Source organism: Cupriavidus sp. 2TAF22 (assembly GCF_052115045.1).
Lineage (GTDB): Bacteria > Pseudomonadota > Gammaproteobacteria > Burkholderiales > Burkholderiaceae > Cupriavidus.
In genome coordinates, this window is record NZ_JBFRFX010000003.1 from 232,156 (window position 1) to 249,679 (window position 17,524).

Annotated in this window: 15 protein-coding genes, 1 tRNA gene and 2 riboswitches; of the genes, 8 read left to right on the forward strand and 8 right to left on the reverse strand. The window is 67.8% G+C overall.

All coding sequences use genetic code 11. The features are described 5' to 3' along the window. Positions 1-111 precede the first annotated feature (111 nt). Both gcvH and gcvT read right to left on the reverse strand, forming a co-directional pair. Entirely contained in the window at positions 112-492 is a 381-nt protein-coding gene (gcvH, locus tag AB4Z48_RS05690) for a glycine cleavage system protein GcvH (RefSeq protein ID WP_441612906.1), read from the reverse strand. Between the two features lie 89 nt (positions 493-581). After that, entirely contained in the window at positions 582-1,709 is a 1,128-nt protein-coding gene (gene gcvT / locus AB4Z48_RS05695; RefSeq protein ID WP_441612907.1) for a glycine cleavage system aminomethyltransferase GcvT, read from the reverse strand. A 101-nt stretch (positions 1,710-1,810) separates the two neighbouring features. Beyond that, positions 1,811-1,943: riboswitch (glycine riboswitch) on the reverse strand. A 21-nt stretch (positions 1,944-1,964) separates the two neighbouring features. Next, positions 1,965-2,052: riboswitch (glycine riboswitch) on the reverse strand. 209 nt (positions 2,053-2,261) lie between these two features. On the opposite strand from gcvT, the gene AB4Z48_RS05700 reads away from it, so the two are divergent. Next, on the forward strand, positions 2,262-4,358 hold the full coding sequence (locus AB4Z48_RS05700) for a UvrD-helicase domain-containing protein (RefSeq protein ID WP_441612908.1): 2,097 nt from the start codon (positions 2,262-2,264) through the stop codon (positions 4,356-4,358). Positions 4,359-4,600: 242 nt separating this feature from the next. Here the strand turns inward: AB4Z48_RS05700 and AB4Z48_RS05705 are convergent, their stop codons facing one another. Further along, entirely contained in the window at positions 4,601-5,377 is a 777-nt protein-coding gene (locus AB4Z48_RS05705) for a protocatechuate 3,4-dioxygenase (RefSeq protein WP_441612909.1), read from the reverse strand. Next, complete coding sequence (locus tag AB4Z48_RS05710) at positions 5,367-6,020, reverse strand: hypothetical protein (protein ID WP_441612910.1); 654 nt, start codon at positions 6,018-6,020, stop codon at positions 5,367-5,369. The genes AB4Z48_RS05705 and AB4Z48_RS05710 overlap by 11 nt, the downstream gene beginning before the upstream one ends. A 390-nt stretch (positions 6,021-6,410) precedes the next feature. On the opposite strand from AB4Z48_RS05710, the gene AB4Z48_RS05715 reads away from it, so the two are divergent. The 3 genes from AB4Z48_RS05715 to hemN all read left to right on the forward strand — a co-directional run bounded on the left by AB4Z48_RS05715 (position 6,411) and on the right by hemN (position 10,052). Further along, positions 6,411-7,151, forward strand: a complete 741-nt coding sequence (locus AB4Z48_RS05715; RefSeq protein ID WP_441612911.1) for a response regulator — start codon at positions 6,411-6,413, stop codon at positions 7,149-7,151. Beyond that, positions 7,123-8,301, forward strand: coding sequence for an ATP-binding protein (locus AB4Z48_RS05720; protein WP_441612912.1), 1,179 nt, complete (start codon positions 7,123-7,125; stop codon positions 8,299-8,301). Before AB4Z48_RS05715 ends, AB4Z48_RS05720 begins: the two co-directional genes overlap by 29 nt. 335 nt (positions 8,302-8,636) lie before the next feature. Further along, positions 8,637-10,052 carry an oxygen-independent coproporphyrinogen III oxidase gene (gene hemN, locus AB4Z48_RS05725; protein WP_441613052.1) on the forward strand — a complete coding sequence of 472 codons (1,416 nt, stop codon included), beginning with the start codon at positions 8,637-8,639 and terminating at the stop codon, positions 10,050-10,052. A 105-nt stretch (positions 10,053-10,157) separates the two neighbouring features. Here hemN and AB4Z48_RS05730 read toward each other — a convergent pair whose 3' ends face one another. Beyond that, positions 10,158-11,036 (reverse strand): c-type cytochrome, encoded by an 879-nt coding sequence (locus tag AB4Z48_RS05730; protein ID WP_441612913.1) that lies wholly within the window; start codon positions 11,034-11,036, stop codon positions 10,158-10,160. Between the two features lie 390 nt (positions 11,037-11,426). On the opposite strand from AB4Z48_RS05730, the gene AB4Z48_RS05735 reads away from it, so the two are divergent. Then, positions 11,427-11,502 (forward strand) — tRNA-Arg (locus AB4Z48_RS05735). A gap of 196 nt (positions 11,503-11,698) precedes the next feature. Here AB4Z48_RS05735 and AB4Z48_RS05740 read toward each other — a convergent pair. The 3 genes from AB4Z48_RS05740 to AB4Z48_RS05750 form a co-directional block, all read right to left on the reverse strand. After that, positions 11,699-11,887 (reverse strand): hypothetical protein, encoded by a 189-nt coding sequence (locus AB4Z48_RS05740; RefSeq protein WP_441612914.1) that lies wholly within the window; start codon positions 11,885-11,887, stop codon positions 11,699-11,701. 262 nt (positions 11,888-12,149) lie between these two features. After that, positions 12,150-13,121 carry a Bug family tripartite tricarboxylate transporter substrate binding protein gene (locus AB4Z48_RS05745; protein ID WP_441612915.1) on the reverse strand — a complete coding sequence of 324 codons (972 nt, stop codon included), beginning with the start codon at positions 13,119-13,121 and terminating at the stop codon, positions 12,150-12,152. 67 nt (positions 13,122-13,188) lie between these two features. Further along, positions 13,189-14,064 carry a TauD/TfdA dioxygenase family protein gene (locus tag AB4Z48_RS05750; protein WP_441613053.1) on the reverse strand — a complete coding sequence of 292 codons (876 nt, stop codon included), beginning with the start codon at positions 14,062-14,064 and terminating at the stop codon, positions 13,189-13,191. 146 nt (positions 14,065-14,210) lie between these two features. Here AB4Z48_RS05750 and AB4Z48_RS05755 point away from each other — a divergent pair, with 146 nt between their 5' ends. From AB4Z48_RS05755 to AB4Z48_RS05765, 3 genes are all read left to right on the forward strand, one after another. Beyond that, complete coding sequence (locus AB4Z48_RS05755) at positions 14,211-14,855, forward strand: TetR/AcrR family transcriptional regulator (RefSeq protein WP_441612916.1); 645 nt, start codon at positions 14,211-14,213, stop codon at positions 14,853-14,855. A gap of 609 nt (positions 14,856-15,464) precedes the next feature. Further along, positions 15,465-16,310 carry a TauD/TfdA dioxygenase family protein gene (locus AB4Z48_RS05760; RefSeq protein WP_441612917.1) on the forward strand — a complete coding sequence of 282 codons (846 nt, stop codon included), beginning with the start codon at positions 15,465-15,467 and terminating at the stop codon, positions 16,308-16,310. Positions 16,311-16,343: 33 nt separating this feature from the next. Next, complete coding sequence (locus tag AB4Z48_RS05765; RefSeq protein ID WP_441612918.1) at positions 16,344-17,402, forward strand: 3-keto-5-aminohexanoate cleavage protein; 1,059 nt, start codon at positions 16,344-16,346, stop codon at positions 17,400-17,402. The last annotated feature ends 122 nt before the right edge of the window (positions 17,403-17,524 follow it).

Sequence of the window (17,524 nt, forward strand, 5' to 3'; positions counted from 1 at the left end):
AAGAACCTCGTTGGGCGCAGGGCGGCGGGTGGTCAGCCGCGCCGCCGTGCATCAGTCTTCAGTCGCCGCTCCCGTGGCAGGCAAGCCTCGCGGGAGCGGCAGGGTGTCGCGTCAGGCGCCGACGTTGGCCTTGTAGGCGTCCACCGACATCAGGCCGTTGACGTCGTCGCTGTTGGCCGGCTTGAGCTTGAACAGCCACGCATCGAAGGCGTCGGCATTGACGCTTTCCGGCGCGGCGACGGCGGCTTCGTTGACGGCGATCACTTCGCCGGCCACCGGCGCGTAGATGTCGGAAGCGGCCTTGACCGATTCCACCACCGCCAGCGCGTCGCCTGCGCCGACCGACTTGCCCACTTCCGGCAGCTCCAGGAACACGATGTCGCCCAGCGCGTCCTGCGCGTGGTCGGTGATGCCGATGGTCAGCGTGCCGTCGGCTTCGACGCGCACCCATTCATGGGACTCGGTGTATTTCAGGTCGGCGGGGAAATTCATGGGATTCTCCAGATTCAATTTGTTTTTTCAGCGCCCGCCGGGCGGAGGCAATCCGTCGCCGGCGGGCGCGCTGTGACCGGTGCGAGCGTTCAGCTCACGAGTGCCTTGCCATTGCGCACAAACGGCAGTTTAACCACAGTCGCGGCGAGTTTGCGGTCGCGGATCTCGACCTGCACCTCGGCGCCGAGGGCAACGTCGCGCGGCAGGCGGGCAAATGCGATGGACAGGGACAGCGAAGGGCTGAAGGTGCCGCTGGTGATCTCGCCGTCGCCGGCAGTGGTGATCACCTTCTGGTGCGCCCGCAGCACGCCGCCTTTTTCACGCAGGATCAGGCCGACAAACTGCTGGGTCTGGCCGCCGGCGACGAGCGCCGCCTTGCCGGTGAAGTCGCGCTCGCTCTGCAGGTCCACGGTCCAGGCCAGGCCGGCGTTGAGCGGCGAGGTGTGGATATCCATGTCCTGGCCGTACAGGTTCATGCCGGCTTCCAGGCGCAGCGTGTCGCGCGCGCCGAGGCCGGCCGGGCGCACGCCGGCAGCGACCAGCTTCTCCCACAGGCCGGCCACGTTCGCGGCCGGCACCACCAGTTCGAAACCATCCTCGCCGGTGTAGCCGGTGCGCGCCACCATGACTTCGCCCAGGGCGGGATCCTGCACCACGATGGCGTTGAAGGGCTTGAGGGCTTCGCTGGGCTGGGTGGAGGGGAAGGCGCTCCACACCTTGGCGCGGGCGTTCGGGCCCTGCACGGCGACGATGGCCAGCGGCGCGGCGCCCGCGGGGGCGTTGTCGCCGCGGCGCGGGGTGATGGTGACGCCGCTGCCGGTGGCGGCGTTGCGCGCGGTGATCCATTCGATATCGCCGGTCGCGGTGCTGGCATTGACTACCAGGCGGAAGCGGTCCTCGGCGAAGAAGTAGACGATCAGGTCGTCGATGACGCCGCCGCTCTCGTCGAGCATGCAGGAATAAAGTGCCTTGCCCGGCGTCTGCAGCTTGTCCACATTGTTGGCCAGCAGGCCGCGCAGGAAGGCGCGCACATTGGCGCCGGCCAGGTCGACCACGCACATGTGGGAGACGTCGAACATGCCGGCGTCGGTGCGCACGGCATTGTGTTCTTCGATCTGGGAGCCGTAGTTGACCGGCATGTCCCAGCCGCCGAAGTCGACCATGCGGGCGCCGAGTGCGCGGTGGATGGCATTGAGGGGCGTGGCCTGGAGCGTCATGTAGTCCTCGGGGGAAGGCGGAAATCTCGGTTCGAAAACGAAAAAAGGGTCATCCGCCGCCAGACCCGGCGCGCCATGGCGCTGCCAGATCCGCCGCGGCGGATGACCCCTCTGTCCTCGATACCTGAGAGATTACAAGGCGGTCCGGTGGACCTGTGCCCTGCGCGCCCCTTCGGTGGGCACGCTCGCCGTCGCTTGCGCGCGTGGCGGGTGCCGCTCTCCAGAGTACGGCGTGCATCGTGTGCATATTGCAAGCCGATCCGACCAGTCCATGGTGCCTGAGAGTTTTCGGGTGATACCCCTTCGGCGGCGCAAGATCTGCGCGCTCTCCCGGCCGGATGGCGCGACTCTACAGGCAGCCCCGGTGGCTTGTCAACGCGTGGCGCGCGGCACGGCACCGGCACCCCGGGGCCGGCAACCCGGCGTGTTAACATCTGCGGCTGCTGTCGCTTGCGGGGACATCACCCCGGTGCCGCAGTCTTCACAGGCAGCCCTGGCCGCGTCGTCTTCGCCAGCCATTTCGCCATCCGCTTCCGCCACCACGCCAAACGCATGACCCACGGACTCAATCCCGCCCAATCCGAAGCCGTCCGCTATCTCGACGGCCCCTGCCTGGTGCTGGCCGGCGCCGGTTCGGGCAAGACGCGGGTGATCACGCAGAAGATCGCGCACCTGATCGAGGACAAGGGGTTCGAGCCCAAGCATATCGCCGCGGTGACCTTCACCAACAAGGCCGCCAAGGAGATGCAGGAGCGTATCGCCAAGCTGATGGAAGGCAAGACCACGCGCGAGGGCCGCCGCATTCCGCTCAAGCAGATGACGGTCAGCACCTTCCACTCGCTCGGCGTGCAGATCCTGCGCGCCGAGGCCGAGCACGTGGGGCTGAAGCCGCGCTTTTCCATCATGGACTCGGACGACTGCTTCGGCCTGGTGCAGGAGCAGCTCGCCACCACCGACAAGAAGCTGATCCGCAGCGTGCAGAGCACCATCTCGCTGTGGAAGAACGGCATGGTCGATCCAGAGACCGCCATCGCCACCGCCGAGAGCGCCGACGACCACCAGGCCGCGCTGGTCTACCGCAACTACGTGGCCACGCTCAACGCCTACCAGGCGGTGGATTTCGACGACCTGATCCGCCTGCCGGCCGAGCTGTTCGCGCGCGACGAAGCGGTGCGCATGAAGTGGCAGAACCGCCTGCGCTACTTCCTGGTCGATGAATACCAGGACACCAACGCCTGCCAGTACCAGCTGCTCAAGCTGCTGGCCGGCGGCTCGCACCTGCGCGCGCCGGCCTTCACCGCGGTGGGCGACGACGACCAGGCCATCTACGGCTGGCGCGGCGCCACGCTGGACAACCTGCGCCTGCTGCAGACCGACTTCCCCGATCTCAAGGTGGTCAAGCTGGAGCAGAACTACCGCTCCACCGTGCGCATCCTGGAGGCCGCCAACGCCGTCATCTCCAACAATCCGAAGCTGTTCGACAAGAAGCTGTGGAGCGAGCACGGCATGGGCGACCCCATCGCCATCAACCCGATGAACGACGAGGAGCACGAAGCCGAGTCGGTGGTGTTCCGGCTCTCGGCGCACAAGTTCGAGCGGCGCGCGCAGTTCCGTGACTACGCCATCCTCTACCGCGGCAACCACCAGGCGCGCCTGTTCGAGCAGATCCTGCGGCGCGAGCGCATTCCCTATGTGCTGTCGGGCGGCCAGAGCTTCTTCGACAAGGCCGAGATCAAGGACATCTGCGCCTACCTGCGCCTGATCGCCAATCCGGACGATGATCCCGCCTTCATCCGCGCCATCACCACGCCGCGCCGCGGCGTCGGCAACGCCACGCTGGAAGTGCTGGGCACCTTCGCCGGGCAGGCCAAGGTCTCGCTGTTCGAAGCGGCCATGATGGGCGGCATCGAAGGCAAGCTGCAGCCGCGCCAGCTCGAGCCGCTGCGCGTGTTCTGCGAAGCCATGGTGCGCCTGGCCGGCCGCGCCGCCAGCGATCCCGCCACCGAAGTGCTCGACGACATGATGGAAGGCATCCACTACGAGGCCTACCTGTACGACACGTTCGACGAGCGCCAGGCCCAGTCGCGCTGGACCAACACGCTCGAATTCCTCGACTGGCTCAAGCGCAAGGGCACCAAGCCCGAGGCCGCCGAGGGCGGCGAGGCCACCGGCTTCGACACCGCCGACGGCTTCGGCGACGAAGGCAAGAACCTGCTGGAGCTGACCCAGACCGTGGCGCTGATGAGCATGCTCGAAGGCCGCGAGGAAGATCCCGACGCGGTGCGCCTGTCCACGCTGCACGCCTCCAAGGGGCTGGAGTACCCGCACGTGTTCCTGGTCGGCGTGGAAGAGGGCATCCTGCCGCATTGCCGCGAGGACGAAGACCTCGGCGACGAGAAGATCGAGGAAGAGCGCCGCCTGATGTACGTCGGCATCACGCGCGCCCAGCGCAGCCTGCACATCAGCTGGTGCAAGAAGCGCAAGCGCGCGCGCGACACCTACTCCTGCGAACCTTCGCGCTTTATCGGCGAGATGAAGCTCGAGGAAGCGCCCGCGCCGGCGGACGCCACGCCCGCCATGAGCCCCAAGGACCGCCTGGCCGGCCTCAAGGCACTGCTCGGCACGCCGGGCAAGACCGCCGCGTCCTGAGCCGCACGCACGGCACGCGCGCCGGCTTTGTACAAAGTCGATACATTGGCCTACAAGCGGGACAAGATCGCAGCGGGCCGGCCTTCTAACATCACGATTGCCCGGACTGCCTTACTGGTCCGGGTGCCGCGCCGCTTCGTCCCTTCGGAGTGAGCGTGGCCGGGCGGCATGCCCGACTTCTTCCCTGTTTCGACGCCCCCGCGCTCGCGCGCCAGGGGGCGTTCTTTTCTGCCCCGCCGGCATCAGGCCCGCGCGATCCCCACCACGAATTCGCCTTCCAGCAACAGGGTCGCATCGCCCGACCGGTGGACCTGCACGATGCCGGGATGCGCGCCGGCGATCGGGTCCTGCCGCGTCGACACCGGCGAGGCGCCGCGCGCGCGGTAGGCCGGATGGCCCATGTGCACCAGCCGGCTGACCCGGTCGTCGAAGAACATCTGGGTGGTCAGGACGTGCTGTTCGCCAAGATGGATCTTCAGGTGGATATGCACCGCGCGCGGCGCGTACCAGCCTGGGTAGATGGTGAGGAACTGGGCGCTGCCGTCGGCCCTGGTGGTCTGCACGCCGCGCAGGAAACGCAGCTTGTTGTCGGGCACGACATGCATGCCGCCCGGCTCCGCCGGCGCCGCGGCGCCACCGTGCGGAGGACCATTGCCATCATGCGGCCCACCGGGCGGCTGGAGGCTGGCCTGGTCGTATCCGCTGTACTCGCCGCCGGCATCGCAATGCCAGATGCTGGCCACCGCGCCCGGTACCCGCGCGCAGTTGCGCGTGCTGTCCACCACGAGCAGGCGCAGCCGCATCGGAATCCCGGGCCGGTGGTCGCGGATATCGCTGCGCACCAGGGCCTGGTCTATATAGAAGGGGCCTTCCATCAGTTCGGGCGTCAGCAGGCAAAGCAGTGGCGGGGCGGCCGGGGCCGCGCCGGTCTCGCCGGCCAGCCCAAGCAGGCCGGTGCCTAGTACGCCGCCCAGAAAGCGGCGCCGGCCATCGTCAGGCATGAGTGCTTCATCGTGCATCTTTGGCTTCCTGTCGATAGGGTGCCGCAGCACCGGGTACGCCTGCCGGACCGGGCCCGGCAATGGCGCAGGGCATGGGCGCCGGGCCATGCGCGTGGCCTGGGAAGGCCCCCATTGGCGCTCCCGGCGGCGGCCCTGCCCAGCGTGGCGTGCCGGCCAGGGCACGCAGGCGACTGCGCTGGGCCGCGTCCAGGCTGTCTTCGAACGCAATCCTCCGGTCGCGCGCGATGCGCCGGTCGTGCTCCAGCGCATCGCGCAAGCGGTCTTCGCGCGCCGCCCGCTCGCGCAGCGGCGTCTCCGTGCCTGGCTCGTCCATCGGGTCCGTCGGGTCGGTCGGGTCCATCAGGTCCATGGGGTCCATCGGGCCGATCTCGCCGCCTTCGCGGATAAAGCGGGCGCGCAGCTCCAGCGCGTGCGCCCGGGCCTCGCGTTGCGCGGCGCGCGCGGCATGCCAAAGGGTAGTCTGGGCCGGCGTCAGCGCCAAGTCTTCGCGCAGCGAAGGCGGCACCGGCCGCTCGGGTGCGCCGGCCGGCAGTGCGTAGGCAGGCAGCGCCGTGGCGCAGGCGCCGCAAAGCAGGGCCAGCGCGACAAAGGCGCGCGGGCGGGGCAGCGGGCGGGGCAGCGATCCTTGTGTCTGATTCATGGCAGTTTCCAGAGTCGTCATGGGAAAGGAGCAACCCGGCGCGCTGGCCCCGGCCTCATGCCGCTGTCATCCAGCATAGCGTGCGCAGGCCCAAACAAGCGGCGGGTTGCCGACATGTCATCTTAAAAAGACGCGCCGGCATCTGCTTGAGCGCTTGGTCAGCATGGCGAAGCATTGGCGTACACGCTGGCCGCCGGGCCCGGCGTTTCGTATCGGAACTGATACAAAGCCGCCACACCGTGTCCATCAGGACGCCCCGCCGTGCTGGTAGAGTGTTCGCCTGGCGCAGGCAATGCGCCGCCTGCCTCGGCGCGCATCCCGCGTCGGCCGCCGTCCGGCGCGCCGCAAACCACGCAGCCAACGGCTGCCACCTGCCATACCGATATCCCGATGGACCTTTCTCCCGCCTCGCCCCTGCACCTGCTGGTCGTCGACGACGACCCGCAGATCCGCGCCATGCTGGCCGAATATCTCGCCACCTTCGGCATCGAAGCCGATGGCGCCGAGGGCGGCACCGCCATGCGCGCCGCGCTGGCCGCGCGCGACTACGACCTCGTGGTGCTCGACCTTTCCCTGCCCGGCGAGAACGGGCTGGCGCTGTGCCGCGAGATCCGCGAGCGCGGCGACCTGCCGGTCATCATGCTGACCGCGCGCACCGAACTGGCGGACCGCGTGGTCGGCCTCGAGGTGGGCGCGGACGACTACGTCACCAAGCCCTTCGAGATGCGCGAACTGGTGGCGCGCATCCACACCGTGCTGCGACGCACGCGCGGCGGCGGCGGCGCCGGCCCGAAGCGCCCGGCGGCGGTGGGCGGCCACGAAGTGCGCTTCGGCAACTGGCGGCTGAACACCACGCTGCGCCAGCTGGTGGACGGCGAGGAAACGGTGGTGCCGCTTTCCAACGCGGAATTCCGCCTGCTGCTGGCATTTATCGAGCATCCCAACCGGGTGCTGGACCGCGAGCTGCTGATCAACCAGGCGCGCGGCCGCGACCTGGACGTATTCGACCGCAGCATCGACCTGCTGGTCTCGCGCCTGCGCCAGAAACTGCGCGACGATCCGCGCGACCCGGCGCTGATCCGCACCGTTCGAGGCGAGGGCTATGTCTTCACCGGCACCGTCGAAGGCTGAGCGCGCGGGCTGGCTGGCCCGCCATGACTCGATGTTCGTGCGCCTGTTCCTGGTGATGGCGGCCATCATGCTGGCCGTTCACCTGCTGGGCGTCACCGTGATCGAAAGCGTATTCCCGCGCCCCGGCGCGAGCGGCTTCACGCTGGTGCCGGGCGACGAACCGCCGCCTCCGCCGCCGGGCGACGAGGGGCAACCCGGCGCGGGACCGCGCGCCGGCGGCCCGGGCGGGAATTTCGGCGCCGGTCCCGAAGCCAACAGCGCGCCGCCCCGGCACCGCCACCCGCGCGGGCCGCGCGGCTTTGGCCCGCCCCGCCTCGGGCTGCTGTTCCAGCTTGCCGCCATCATCGCCGCATCCTGGGCCGGCGCGCGCTTGCTGGCGCGCCCCGTGCAACGCCTGGCCAGCAGCGCCGGCCGGCTGGCGCAGGACGTGCACGCGCCGCCGCTGGACGAGGAGAGCGGCCCGGCCGAGGCGCGCGCCGCGGCCAAGGCCTTCAATCACATGCAGCGGCGCATCCGCACCCAGCTCGCGCAACAATCGCGGTTCCTGGCGGCGGTGTCGCACGACCTGCGCACGCCGCTTACGCGCATGAGCCTGCGCATCGAAGGCGTGGACGATAACCAGGTGCGCTATCGCCTGCGCCAGGACCTGGCGGAAATGAACGGGCTGATCGACGCCACGCTCTATTACCTGCGCGAACGCGACGGCAATGCCGCGCCGCGCCAGCGCGTGGACGTGCATGCCCTGCTGCAGGCGGTGGTGGACGATGCCAGCGAGATCGGCCAGGACGTCAGCCTGAGCGGCGACGCCGCGCCGCTGCTGGCCTATCCGGCCGAACTGCGCCGCGCCGTGGTCAACCTGGTGGAGAACGCGCACCGCTACGGCGGCAGCGCCCGCATCGAGCTGGCCGACAGCCCGGAGCGCGTGGTGATCGATGTGTGCGACAACGGGCCCGGCATTCCGCCCGAGGAAATGGCGCGCGTGCTGGAGCCGTTCTACCGGCTGGAGTCCTCGCGCAGCCGCGCCACCGGCGGAGTGGGCATGGGCCTGTCGATCGCCGCGGACATCGTCGCGCGCCACGGCGGCGAGCTGAGCCTGGCCAACCGGCCCGAGGGCGGGCTGCGCGTGCGCATCACGCTGCCGCGTGCCTGAGCGCTGCTGAGCATGCTGCGCGCCGCGCGCGCCGCGCGTGACGCCGGGGCGACGCGGACGCAAGTGCGCTGCACGCTCGATCGCGGCGGCTTGATGCCGGTCAACGCCGGCGGGGCCGGCCCCCTCTACGATGGGTCATCGAAATCCCATACGAAGGCCGCCCCATGCCTGCGACTGCCCCCGCCACGCCATCCTTCGCGCTGTCCTCCGAGCGCACCGCCTCCGCGGCGGACAGCCCGCCGCGCACCTGCTCCGGCAACTGCGGCGCGGCCTGCGCCGGCAAGCGGCCGGGCGGGCAAGACGCCCTGGCCGGTTTCCGCGCGCTGGCCGGGCGCATGGACATCAACGGGCCGCGCTACACCTCCTACCCCACCGCGGACCGCTTCCACGACCGCTTCGGCGAAGCGGACTACCTGCGGGCGCTGGCCGACTGCGGCGCGGCAGAACCAACCGACGGCCGGCAGGCACCGCTCTCGCTCTATGTGCATGTGCCGTTCTGCGAGAACATCTGCTACTACTGCGGCTGCAACAAGATCATCACGCGCGACCACCGCCGCAGCGGCCGCTACGTGGACTACCTCGTGCGCGAGATCGGCATGGTGGCCGCACGGCTCGGCGCGCGGCGCGCGGTGGTGCAGTCGCACTGGGGCGGCGGCACGCCGACCTTCCTCGACGCCGCCGAGATGCGCCGCGTGATGGGCGCCTTGCGCACGCATTTCGACCTGCTGCCCGAAGGCGAGCATGCCATCGAGATCGACCCGCGCCGCGTGGGTGAGGCGCAGATGGCGCTGCTGGGCGAACTGGGCTTCAACCGCATCAGCCTCGGCGTGCAGGATTTCGATGCCGAGGTCCAGCAGGCCATCCATCGCGTGCAGTCGCAGGCCGAAACCCGCGCCGTGGTCGATGCCGCGCGACGGCTCGGTTTCCACTCGGTCAGCATGGACCTGATCTACGGGCTGCCGCACCAGACCGCGGCGCGCTTTGCCACTACCGTGGAGCAGGTGCTCGCGATGTGCCCGGACCGGCTTTCGGTGTACAGCTACGCGCACCTGCCGCATGTGTTCAAGCCACAGCGCCGCATCGACGAGCGCGCGCTGCCCGCGCCCGCGGAAAAGCTCGACATCCTGACCGGCACCATCGCGCAGCTTACGGCGGCGGGCTATGTCTATATCGGCATGGACCACTTCGCGCTGCCGCAGGACGCGCTCGCCGTGGCCCAGCGCGAAGGCCGGCTGCAGCGCAATTTCCAGGGCTATTCCACCCACGCCGGCTACGACCAGCTGGGCTTCGGCGTGTCGTCGATCGGCGCGGTGGCCGGCCGCTATGTGCAGAACGCCCGCACGCTCGACGGCTACTACGCGGCGCTCGACAAGGGCGCGCTGCCGGTGATGCGCGGCTTTGCCACAGGCGGCGAAGACCGCCTGCGGCGCGACGTCATCGGCGCCCTGATGTGCAACGGCGTGCTCGACACGGACGCGGTGGCCGCCCGCCACGGCATCGACTTCGCGGCGCACTTCGCCACCGAACTGGCCGAGCTGGCGCGGCTGGCCGAAGACGGGCTGGTACGGATCGCAGCCGGGCGCATCGAGGTCACGCCACTGGGCCGGCTGCTGGTGCGCCGGCTGGCCATGGTGTTCGACAGCTACCTGCGCGACGACGCGGGCCGGGCCGGCAAGACCGCCGCGCCGGCCCGCAACGCTGATGCGGGTACGCCCGTGGCGATGCCGCTGCGCTACTCGCGCGTGGTCTGAGGCCAGCCCGCCGCGCCGGACCGGCGCCGCACCAATGAAAAAGCCCGCGGCATGCCGCGGGCTTTTTCGTCGGACCACGGCGCCGCTCACGCGGCGCATGGCAGCTTATTTCGAAGCGTTCGCCATGTAGTCCACCGCGGCGATCACGTCGGCGTCCGAGCCGGCGTAGCCACCCTTCGGCGGCATCACGCCCTTGCCCTTGAGCGCGAAAGCGTGCACGGCATCCATGCCTTCCTTCAGGCGCGGTGCCCAGGCAGCCTTGTCGCCGAACTTCGGCGCACCGGCAACGCCGGCGGCGTGGCAGGCGGCGCAGACCTGTTCGTAGACCTTCTTGCCCACTTCGGCCGAAGCCGGCGCGGCAGCTGCGGCGGCAGCCGGGGCCGCAGCAGCGGGTGCGGCAGCAGCAGCCGGTGCGGCAGCGGCAGCCGGGGCAGCGTCCGAAGCGGCAGCCGTGGCCGGCGCGGCGGCCGCGGGAGCGGCCGGTTCGGGGAACTTGCCGCCACCGGCGTCGGCCATGTAGACCACGGCACGGCCCAGTTCATAGTCCGAGTAGTCGTCGGCGGTGGTGCCGGCGCGTGCCTGCATGGCGCCCTTGCCGTGCAGCACCGAGTTCAGCAGCCCCTGGAAGCCCTGGCCGATACGCGGTGCCCAGTCAGCGGCGTTGCTGTACTTCGGCGCGCCTGCGGCACCGGTAGCGTGGCATGCGGCGCACACTTCCTTGTAGACCTGTTCGCCCGTCTTGTAGACACGCGGCGCATTGGGATCTTTCAGTTCGAGCGAGGCGATCGGCTTGATGCGGTCGTTGACGGCTTCGACGGTGGTCGACGAACCGGCGCCTTCCTTGGAACCGTGCCCGACGAAATTGACCAGCAGGATGATCACGATGATCGGCACCAGGAAGGCGGCGATCACGACAGCAATCAACTGCTTGGGGGTCTTGATGGGTGACTCGTGTTCTTCGTGCTCGTTGTGGACGTCGCTCATGCTCAACTCTCGATTTTGCAGGAAACCCGTAGCAGCTCGCGATCGGCTGCCTTGTCAGGCCGCTTGCCCAGTGGCCAACCCTCCCGGCCAGTTGTGCGCATCGGACCGTTATCCCTTCCCGGCCAGCCCGTGAAAGCGCCAGCAGGCGGAGCCAGCCGTCACCGTCCCCTGACTCCATGTGGACGCTGCGCAGCCCCGTTTGTACACAAATAACTCGCGATTATAGCCCCAAAGACCTACAGGATGGAGGCAAAAGCGGCTTGGAAGAGACGTCGCCGGACGTCGCCGCACCACCACCTGTGCGGCTGGCATGGACGCTGCGGGGCAAACGCTGTATGCTATGCGACTTTCCAGCGGCGCCATTCGCGCGCTGCCAGCGATGTACCCGCCGCGCCCGTAGCTCAATGGATAGAGTACTGCCCTCCGAAGGCAGGGGTTGCTGGTTCGATCCCAGCCGGGCGCGCCAATCCCTACAAGGGACTCCCGCTTTTCCCACCACCGCCGCGAAGGGCGACTGTAGCTAAACTGCAGCCAGCTTCGGTGCCGGCACCGTTGTCAGCGGCGTGACCCACTGTGTCAGGTGATCGGCCGACAGCCGGCGCCACCTCCCGGAGGGGCAACTGCTCGCCCGCAAGTTCCTCGATCTTGCCTTGCACCGACGTTCAATTCACCTTTCCGCTTCGGCGGCGCGGAGCATGAAGCCCCAAGAGCGTCTTGCTGAACCGGGTCTGGTAGCGCGGGAAGATCTCATTGCTCAGCAGCACGTCCGGGATTGGGCCGCCGAATGCCTGCGCCATTCTCACGATTGCCGGCAATGAGGGAACGACATGGCCGTGAATCCAGCCATGCATATTGTTCTTCGTAGATTCCGGGCATCTCCGCCAGCTTCCAGTACTGTCCATCCGCGACCTTGCGCGTCATCTGAAGCAAGATTCTTCACACCCGCCACATTTGCATCCGTGCCCGCAAGCCATCGAGCATGATCGAGAAATTCGCCGACGCCGACGCCGACGCCGCTGCCGCCTGGCGTGCGGCCGGTCCGCCAGGGGTTGCGCGTGATGCCGGCAAGCGCGCTTTCGGTGAGGCCCTTCGCGCCGGATTCGGATGTATTGGTCAGTCGGCCTTCGCGCCGGACAACCGGATCATCCGTTCGGTCACGGGCGAGGTGGCGTCGAAGTCGCGGCGGAATTCGGCGGAACTGGTGCCAAGCGCGTACATGCCGAAGACCTGGAAGCGCGCTTTCATCGACGTGGTCTGCACGGCTGCACGCACTTCCTGCTCGAGCCGGTCCAGCACGGCGGGCGGCACATTTGCCGGGGCCAGCATCCCGGCCCAGCCGACAGGCTTGTACTCGGACTGCGGGAAGCCCGATTCGGCCATGGTCGGTACGTTCGGCAGCTCCGCCGGGCGGCGGTCACCAAGTACAGCGAGCGGACGCAGGCGGCCGTTCTGGAAATGCGGCCCCATCACGCCCACGGTGCCGATGCCCCAGTCCAATTGCCCGCCGATCAGGTCCTGCACCATCGGCGCCTCGCCCTTGTACGCGGCATGCGTCATGTCGAGCCTGTTCGACTCGCTGAAATACGAACCCATGATATGCGCCGCCGAGCCCACGCCATACGAGCCGTAGGTCACGCTGCCCTTGTGCTGCTGCGCCCACGCCACGAACTCCTTCACCGTCTTCGCCGGCACCTTCTGCGGGTTCACCGCAAGCACGAGTTGCCCGGTGCAGATCTGCGACACGAAGCTCAAGTCGCGTTTTACGTCATAGGGCACCTTCGAGTACATGAAGGGCGCCGTGAGCAAGGGGCCGGAATGCGTAACCAGCACCGTGTAGCCATCGGGCGCGGCGCGGGCGACGTACTGCGTGCCGAGCATGCCGCCGGCGCCCGGCCTGTTATCGACGATGATTGGCTGGCCCATGCGCTTGCTCATCAATTCGGCGAGCGCCCGCGCGATGGAATCCATGGCGCCGCCCGCCGCGGAGGGAACGACGAAGGTGATCGGACGGCTCGGATACGTGTCGGCCCGGGCCGCCACGCTGCAAACCAGCGCGGCGACGCCGACCATTGCTTTCCATTTCATCTGCTGCCTCCCTGCCTCGTTTGGTTCGATTGTCTCGCTCGTCTCGTTTATCTCGCGACCGTGCGGCTCACACCGGGCGATCGCCGATGATCGTCGCCCGCATCATGCGTCGCACGGCTGGGAAATAGTCCTGGATCGCGTAATGCTGGGTGGAGCGGTTGTCCCAGAAGGCGATGGTGTTCGGGCGCCAGCGCAGCCGCATCTGGTATTCAAGGATGGCTGGCTGCCGGAGCAGATAGTCGAGCAGGTCCTGCTTCTCGGAATGCGATTCAAACGCACCGCGCACCGGATTGCACGTCCTGAAGTTGGCAAAGTGGGTGACGAAGCCGCCATTGACGTAGAGGATCTTTTCGCCGCTCTCGGGGTGGGTGCGCACCACCGGATGCGTGGCGGGAGGAAACTGCCAGCGCTGCTCGGGGGTCATCTTGTCGCCGAAGGCCGGGCCGATGTCGTGCACGGCCAGCAGTCCCTCGATCTGCTGCTTGCGGTGCTCGGGCAGCCGCTCGTAGGCCAGCGCCATGTTGACCCATACGGTGTCGCCGCCAATCTCGGGGCACTGCACACAGCGCAACATCGACGCCATCGACGGAATTTCGCGCCACGACACGTCGCTGTGGTAGCCGTTCTCCATCGCGGGGCGCTTGTCGTCGCCACCGAGCAGCACGAGTTCGGGAAGCGCGTCGTGGTGCGGGAAGGTGGGATGGATCTCCAGTTCCCCGAAGCGGCGCGCCAGCGCCACGTGCTGCGCGGGGGTGATGTCCTGGTCGCGGAACACCAGCACCTTGTGCTCCACCAGCGCCTGGCGCAGGGCGGCGATCGTGTCGTCGTCGAGGGGCGCCGCGAGGTCGATATTGCCGATCTCGGCACCGATCGCCGGCGAAATACGGCCGACGGTAAAGGTGGAATGCAGCGCGCCGGGGCGAACCACGGCGGGGGCGGACATCGTGGCTTGCGCAGCGTGGACGCCATTCATGGCCTGTCTCCAATTTATAATGGTGAATATATTTTGGGCTTGTCCCCTGAGCGGACGCAACCAGTAGTTCGGGGGGGCAGGGGAAAACCACGACGAGACATAAGCGCGGGAAAGACATGACAAGACACAAGGCCCTGGCCGCGCTGGATGGCCAGCCCGGCTTCGTTCCTCCGCGCTACACCCGCGCCGGGCGGACGACAGACGCCCTTCTGAAGGCGGGGCGCGAGCTGCTGTGCGAGCGCGGGCTCGACAGCGTAACCATCCAGGAAGTGTGTGCCGCGGCGTGCGTGACCACGGGGGCGTTCTATGGGCGGTTCGACAGCAAGGAAGCGTTCTTCCGCGCCCTGCAGGCAGTGGCGGAGGAAGACTCGCGTCTCTCGATGCGGGCGCGTCTCGCCACGTTGAAGGAAGGAGAGTGGGTCCTGGAGACGGCCGTTCACGCGCTGTTGGCCGAATTGCGTCGCGTCGTGCTGCGCCACCAGGGGGTGTTGCGGGCGACGATCCTGGAAGCGCGGGGCACCGCATGGCCCCGCTTCAAGGAAGGTCGGCACGCATTCATCGAGGAGGCCTTGCCGCTGCTCGTGCCGTTGCACGGCGGAGCCGACCCGGCGCTGCTGGAGCGGCGCATCCGGATCGCCTTCCAGTTCGCCGTCGGGAGCATCATCAATGCGATGCTCAACAATCCCGGGCCACTGCGGCTGGCGAGCGGCGAATTCGATGAAGAGCTGGCGCGGGCGTTTTGCGCTTACCTGCGCGCATGACCTCCCGTGTGCCGGTCTTGCCTCAACCGGGCCCGCCACCAGGTATGCATCGGTCCGTCGATCGGGAAGTCGTTCGAGAAAGGGCAAATCAATGTCCGGCTACTGTCGGACTGGTTATTCATGGCCTGAGGCCTGAGGTCTGAAGGGCCGAAGATGCGCCGACATGCGCTGGCGGCTCGCCTCGCATCGCAGCTTCCCGGGGCGCCCGGCGGCAGGCGTCGAGCCACTCCCAATCGCGATTGCGATCCCGATTGCGCCCGGCAGTCTCACTGCGCCTGCGATCTCGCGGCCGTCCATGCGTCCCTGGCAACGAGGTAAGGCATCGGGGCCAAATGCCTTCAATCCGGCACCGCCCGGCATCGGCACGCCCCGCGCTTCGGCGTTACCGAACCTTTCTGCCCACAACGCGATACGGATTCGGCACCCGATGCGTGCCGGCTGCTTTCACGCAACGCATGGCGGCTTGTCGCGGTCTCTTCGCCGTGTCCCAAATTAGCAAATGGATGTCCCAGGAAAGCAAGCGCGGAAGTCGGGAGCCCCAGATACTCGTTCTCCAGAAGCCAGGCACTGAACTGTCCCTGGATTCACCAGACTGCAGGAGACGAGAAAATGAAAATCAGGCAAATCACCCCCGCCATCGGGGCCGAGATTTCGGAAGTTGATCTCGGCGAGGCATCGCGCGACCCGGCGCTCTTCGCCGAGATCAAGGTGGCGCTGCTCAAGCACAAGGTCCTCTTTTTTCGCAAGCAGGCCATCACGCGCGCGGAGCACGTGGCCTTCGCGAGCGGCTTTGGCAAGCTGGAAGACCATCCGGTGGTCGGCAGCGATCCGGACTATCCGGGCCTCGTGCGCGTGTACCGGAGTGACAACCCGCACAGCTACGAGAACAACTACCACTGCGACGGCCTGTGGCGCCCCAACCCCGCAATGGGGGCGGTGCTGCGCTGCATAGAATGCCCCGAGATCGGCGGCGACACCATCTGGGTGAACATGGTGAAGGCGTACGAGGAACTGCCGGAGGAGATCAAGCAGAAGATCGACGGCCTGCGGGCCAGGGCCAGCATCGAGCAAAGCTTCGGGGCTGTCATGACGCCGGAAGCGCGCGCCAGGCTGGTCCAGGAGCATCCGTCGGTGGAGCACCCCGTGGTGCGCACTCATCCGGAGACCGGCGAGAAGATCTTGTTCGTCGGCGCGGGGTTCTCGACGCACCTCACCAACTACAGCACGCCGGCGAACGTGCGCCACGGCATCGACAAGGCGCCCGGCGCCTCCTTGCTGCTCAACTACCTGATCAGCCGCGCGACCATTCCCGAATATCAGGTCCGCTGGTCGTGGCAAGAGGGCGACGTCGCGGTCTGGGACAACCGCTGCACGCAGCACTACGCACTCAACGACTACTGGCCGGCACCGCGCAAGATGGAGCGCGCCGGCATCGTGGGCGACACCCCCTGCTGATTCGCACACAGCCCCTCTTTCCGGAGAATCACCATGAATTTCCTCGACGGTCACCTTTTTCCCGAAAACCAGCAACCGCTGATCATCACGGCCGCACCTTATGCCCCGGGCTGGCTGCCCTCCGACTTCCCCGAGGACATTCCCGTCACGATGGAAGACCAGATCCAGAAGGCGGTGGACTGCTATAACGCCGGCGCCACGGTTCTGCACCTGCACGTGCGCGAACTCGATGGCAAGGGCAGCAAGCGCTTGTCGAAGTTCAATGAACTGATCGCCGGCGTGCGCAAGGCGGTGCCGGAAATGATCATCCAGGTGGGCGGCTCCATTTCCTTCGCCCCCGAGGACGAAGGCCAGGCCGCCAAGTGGCTGTCCGACGATACCCGCCACATGCTGGCCGAGCTGGATCCCACGCCGGACCAGGTCACGGTGACGGTCAACACCTCGCAAATGAACGTCACCGATCATGCGGAAGACGCGGACTTCCGGGGTACCTCGCGCGCGAATCCGGCCAGCTTCAACGCCTACAAGGAAATGACGGTGCCCGCGCAGCCAGGCTGGGTGGAGGAGCACGTCCGCCGCCTGACCGCCAAGGGTATCCAGAGCGCCTTCCAGTGCTACAACACCAACAGCTTCGAGTCTGTGGAGCGGCTGATGCGCCGCGGTTTCTACAAAGGGCCGCTGGTCATGAACTGGGTGGCGATCGGTGGCGGCATGGATACGCCCAACGCGTACAGCCTCGCCAATTTCATGCGCGGCGTGCCGGACGGCGCGGTCGTGACGGTGGAGAGCAACGTGCGAAACGTGCTCCCGGTCAACATGATGGGAATTGCCATGGGCCTGCATGTGCGATGCGGCACGGAGGACGTGCTGTGGAACCAGAGGCGTACCGCGAAACAGAGCACCGTGAAGCAGATCGAGCAACTGGTACGCATCTCGCACGAATTTGGTCGCGAGATCGCCACCGCGAAGCAAGCGCGGGAGATCAGCAAGATCGGCGTGTTCTACGACTCGGTGGAGGAGTCCTTGCAGGCCAACGGCTTCGCGCCCAACCGAAATGGCGGCACTCAGGGTTTCCTGCGCAAGACGCAGTGAGACGCCCAGCCCGCCCGCCGAGCGACGCTGCCACGCGATACGTGCTTCGCTACCGGCCACGCATGCCGATTGCGGAGACCACCCCGCATCGGTAGCGGCCGGTCCGACAGAAAGGAGACCGC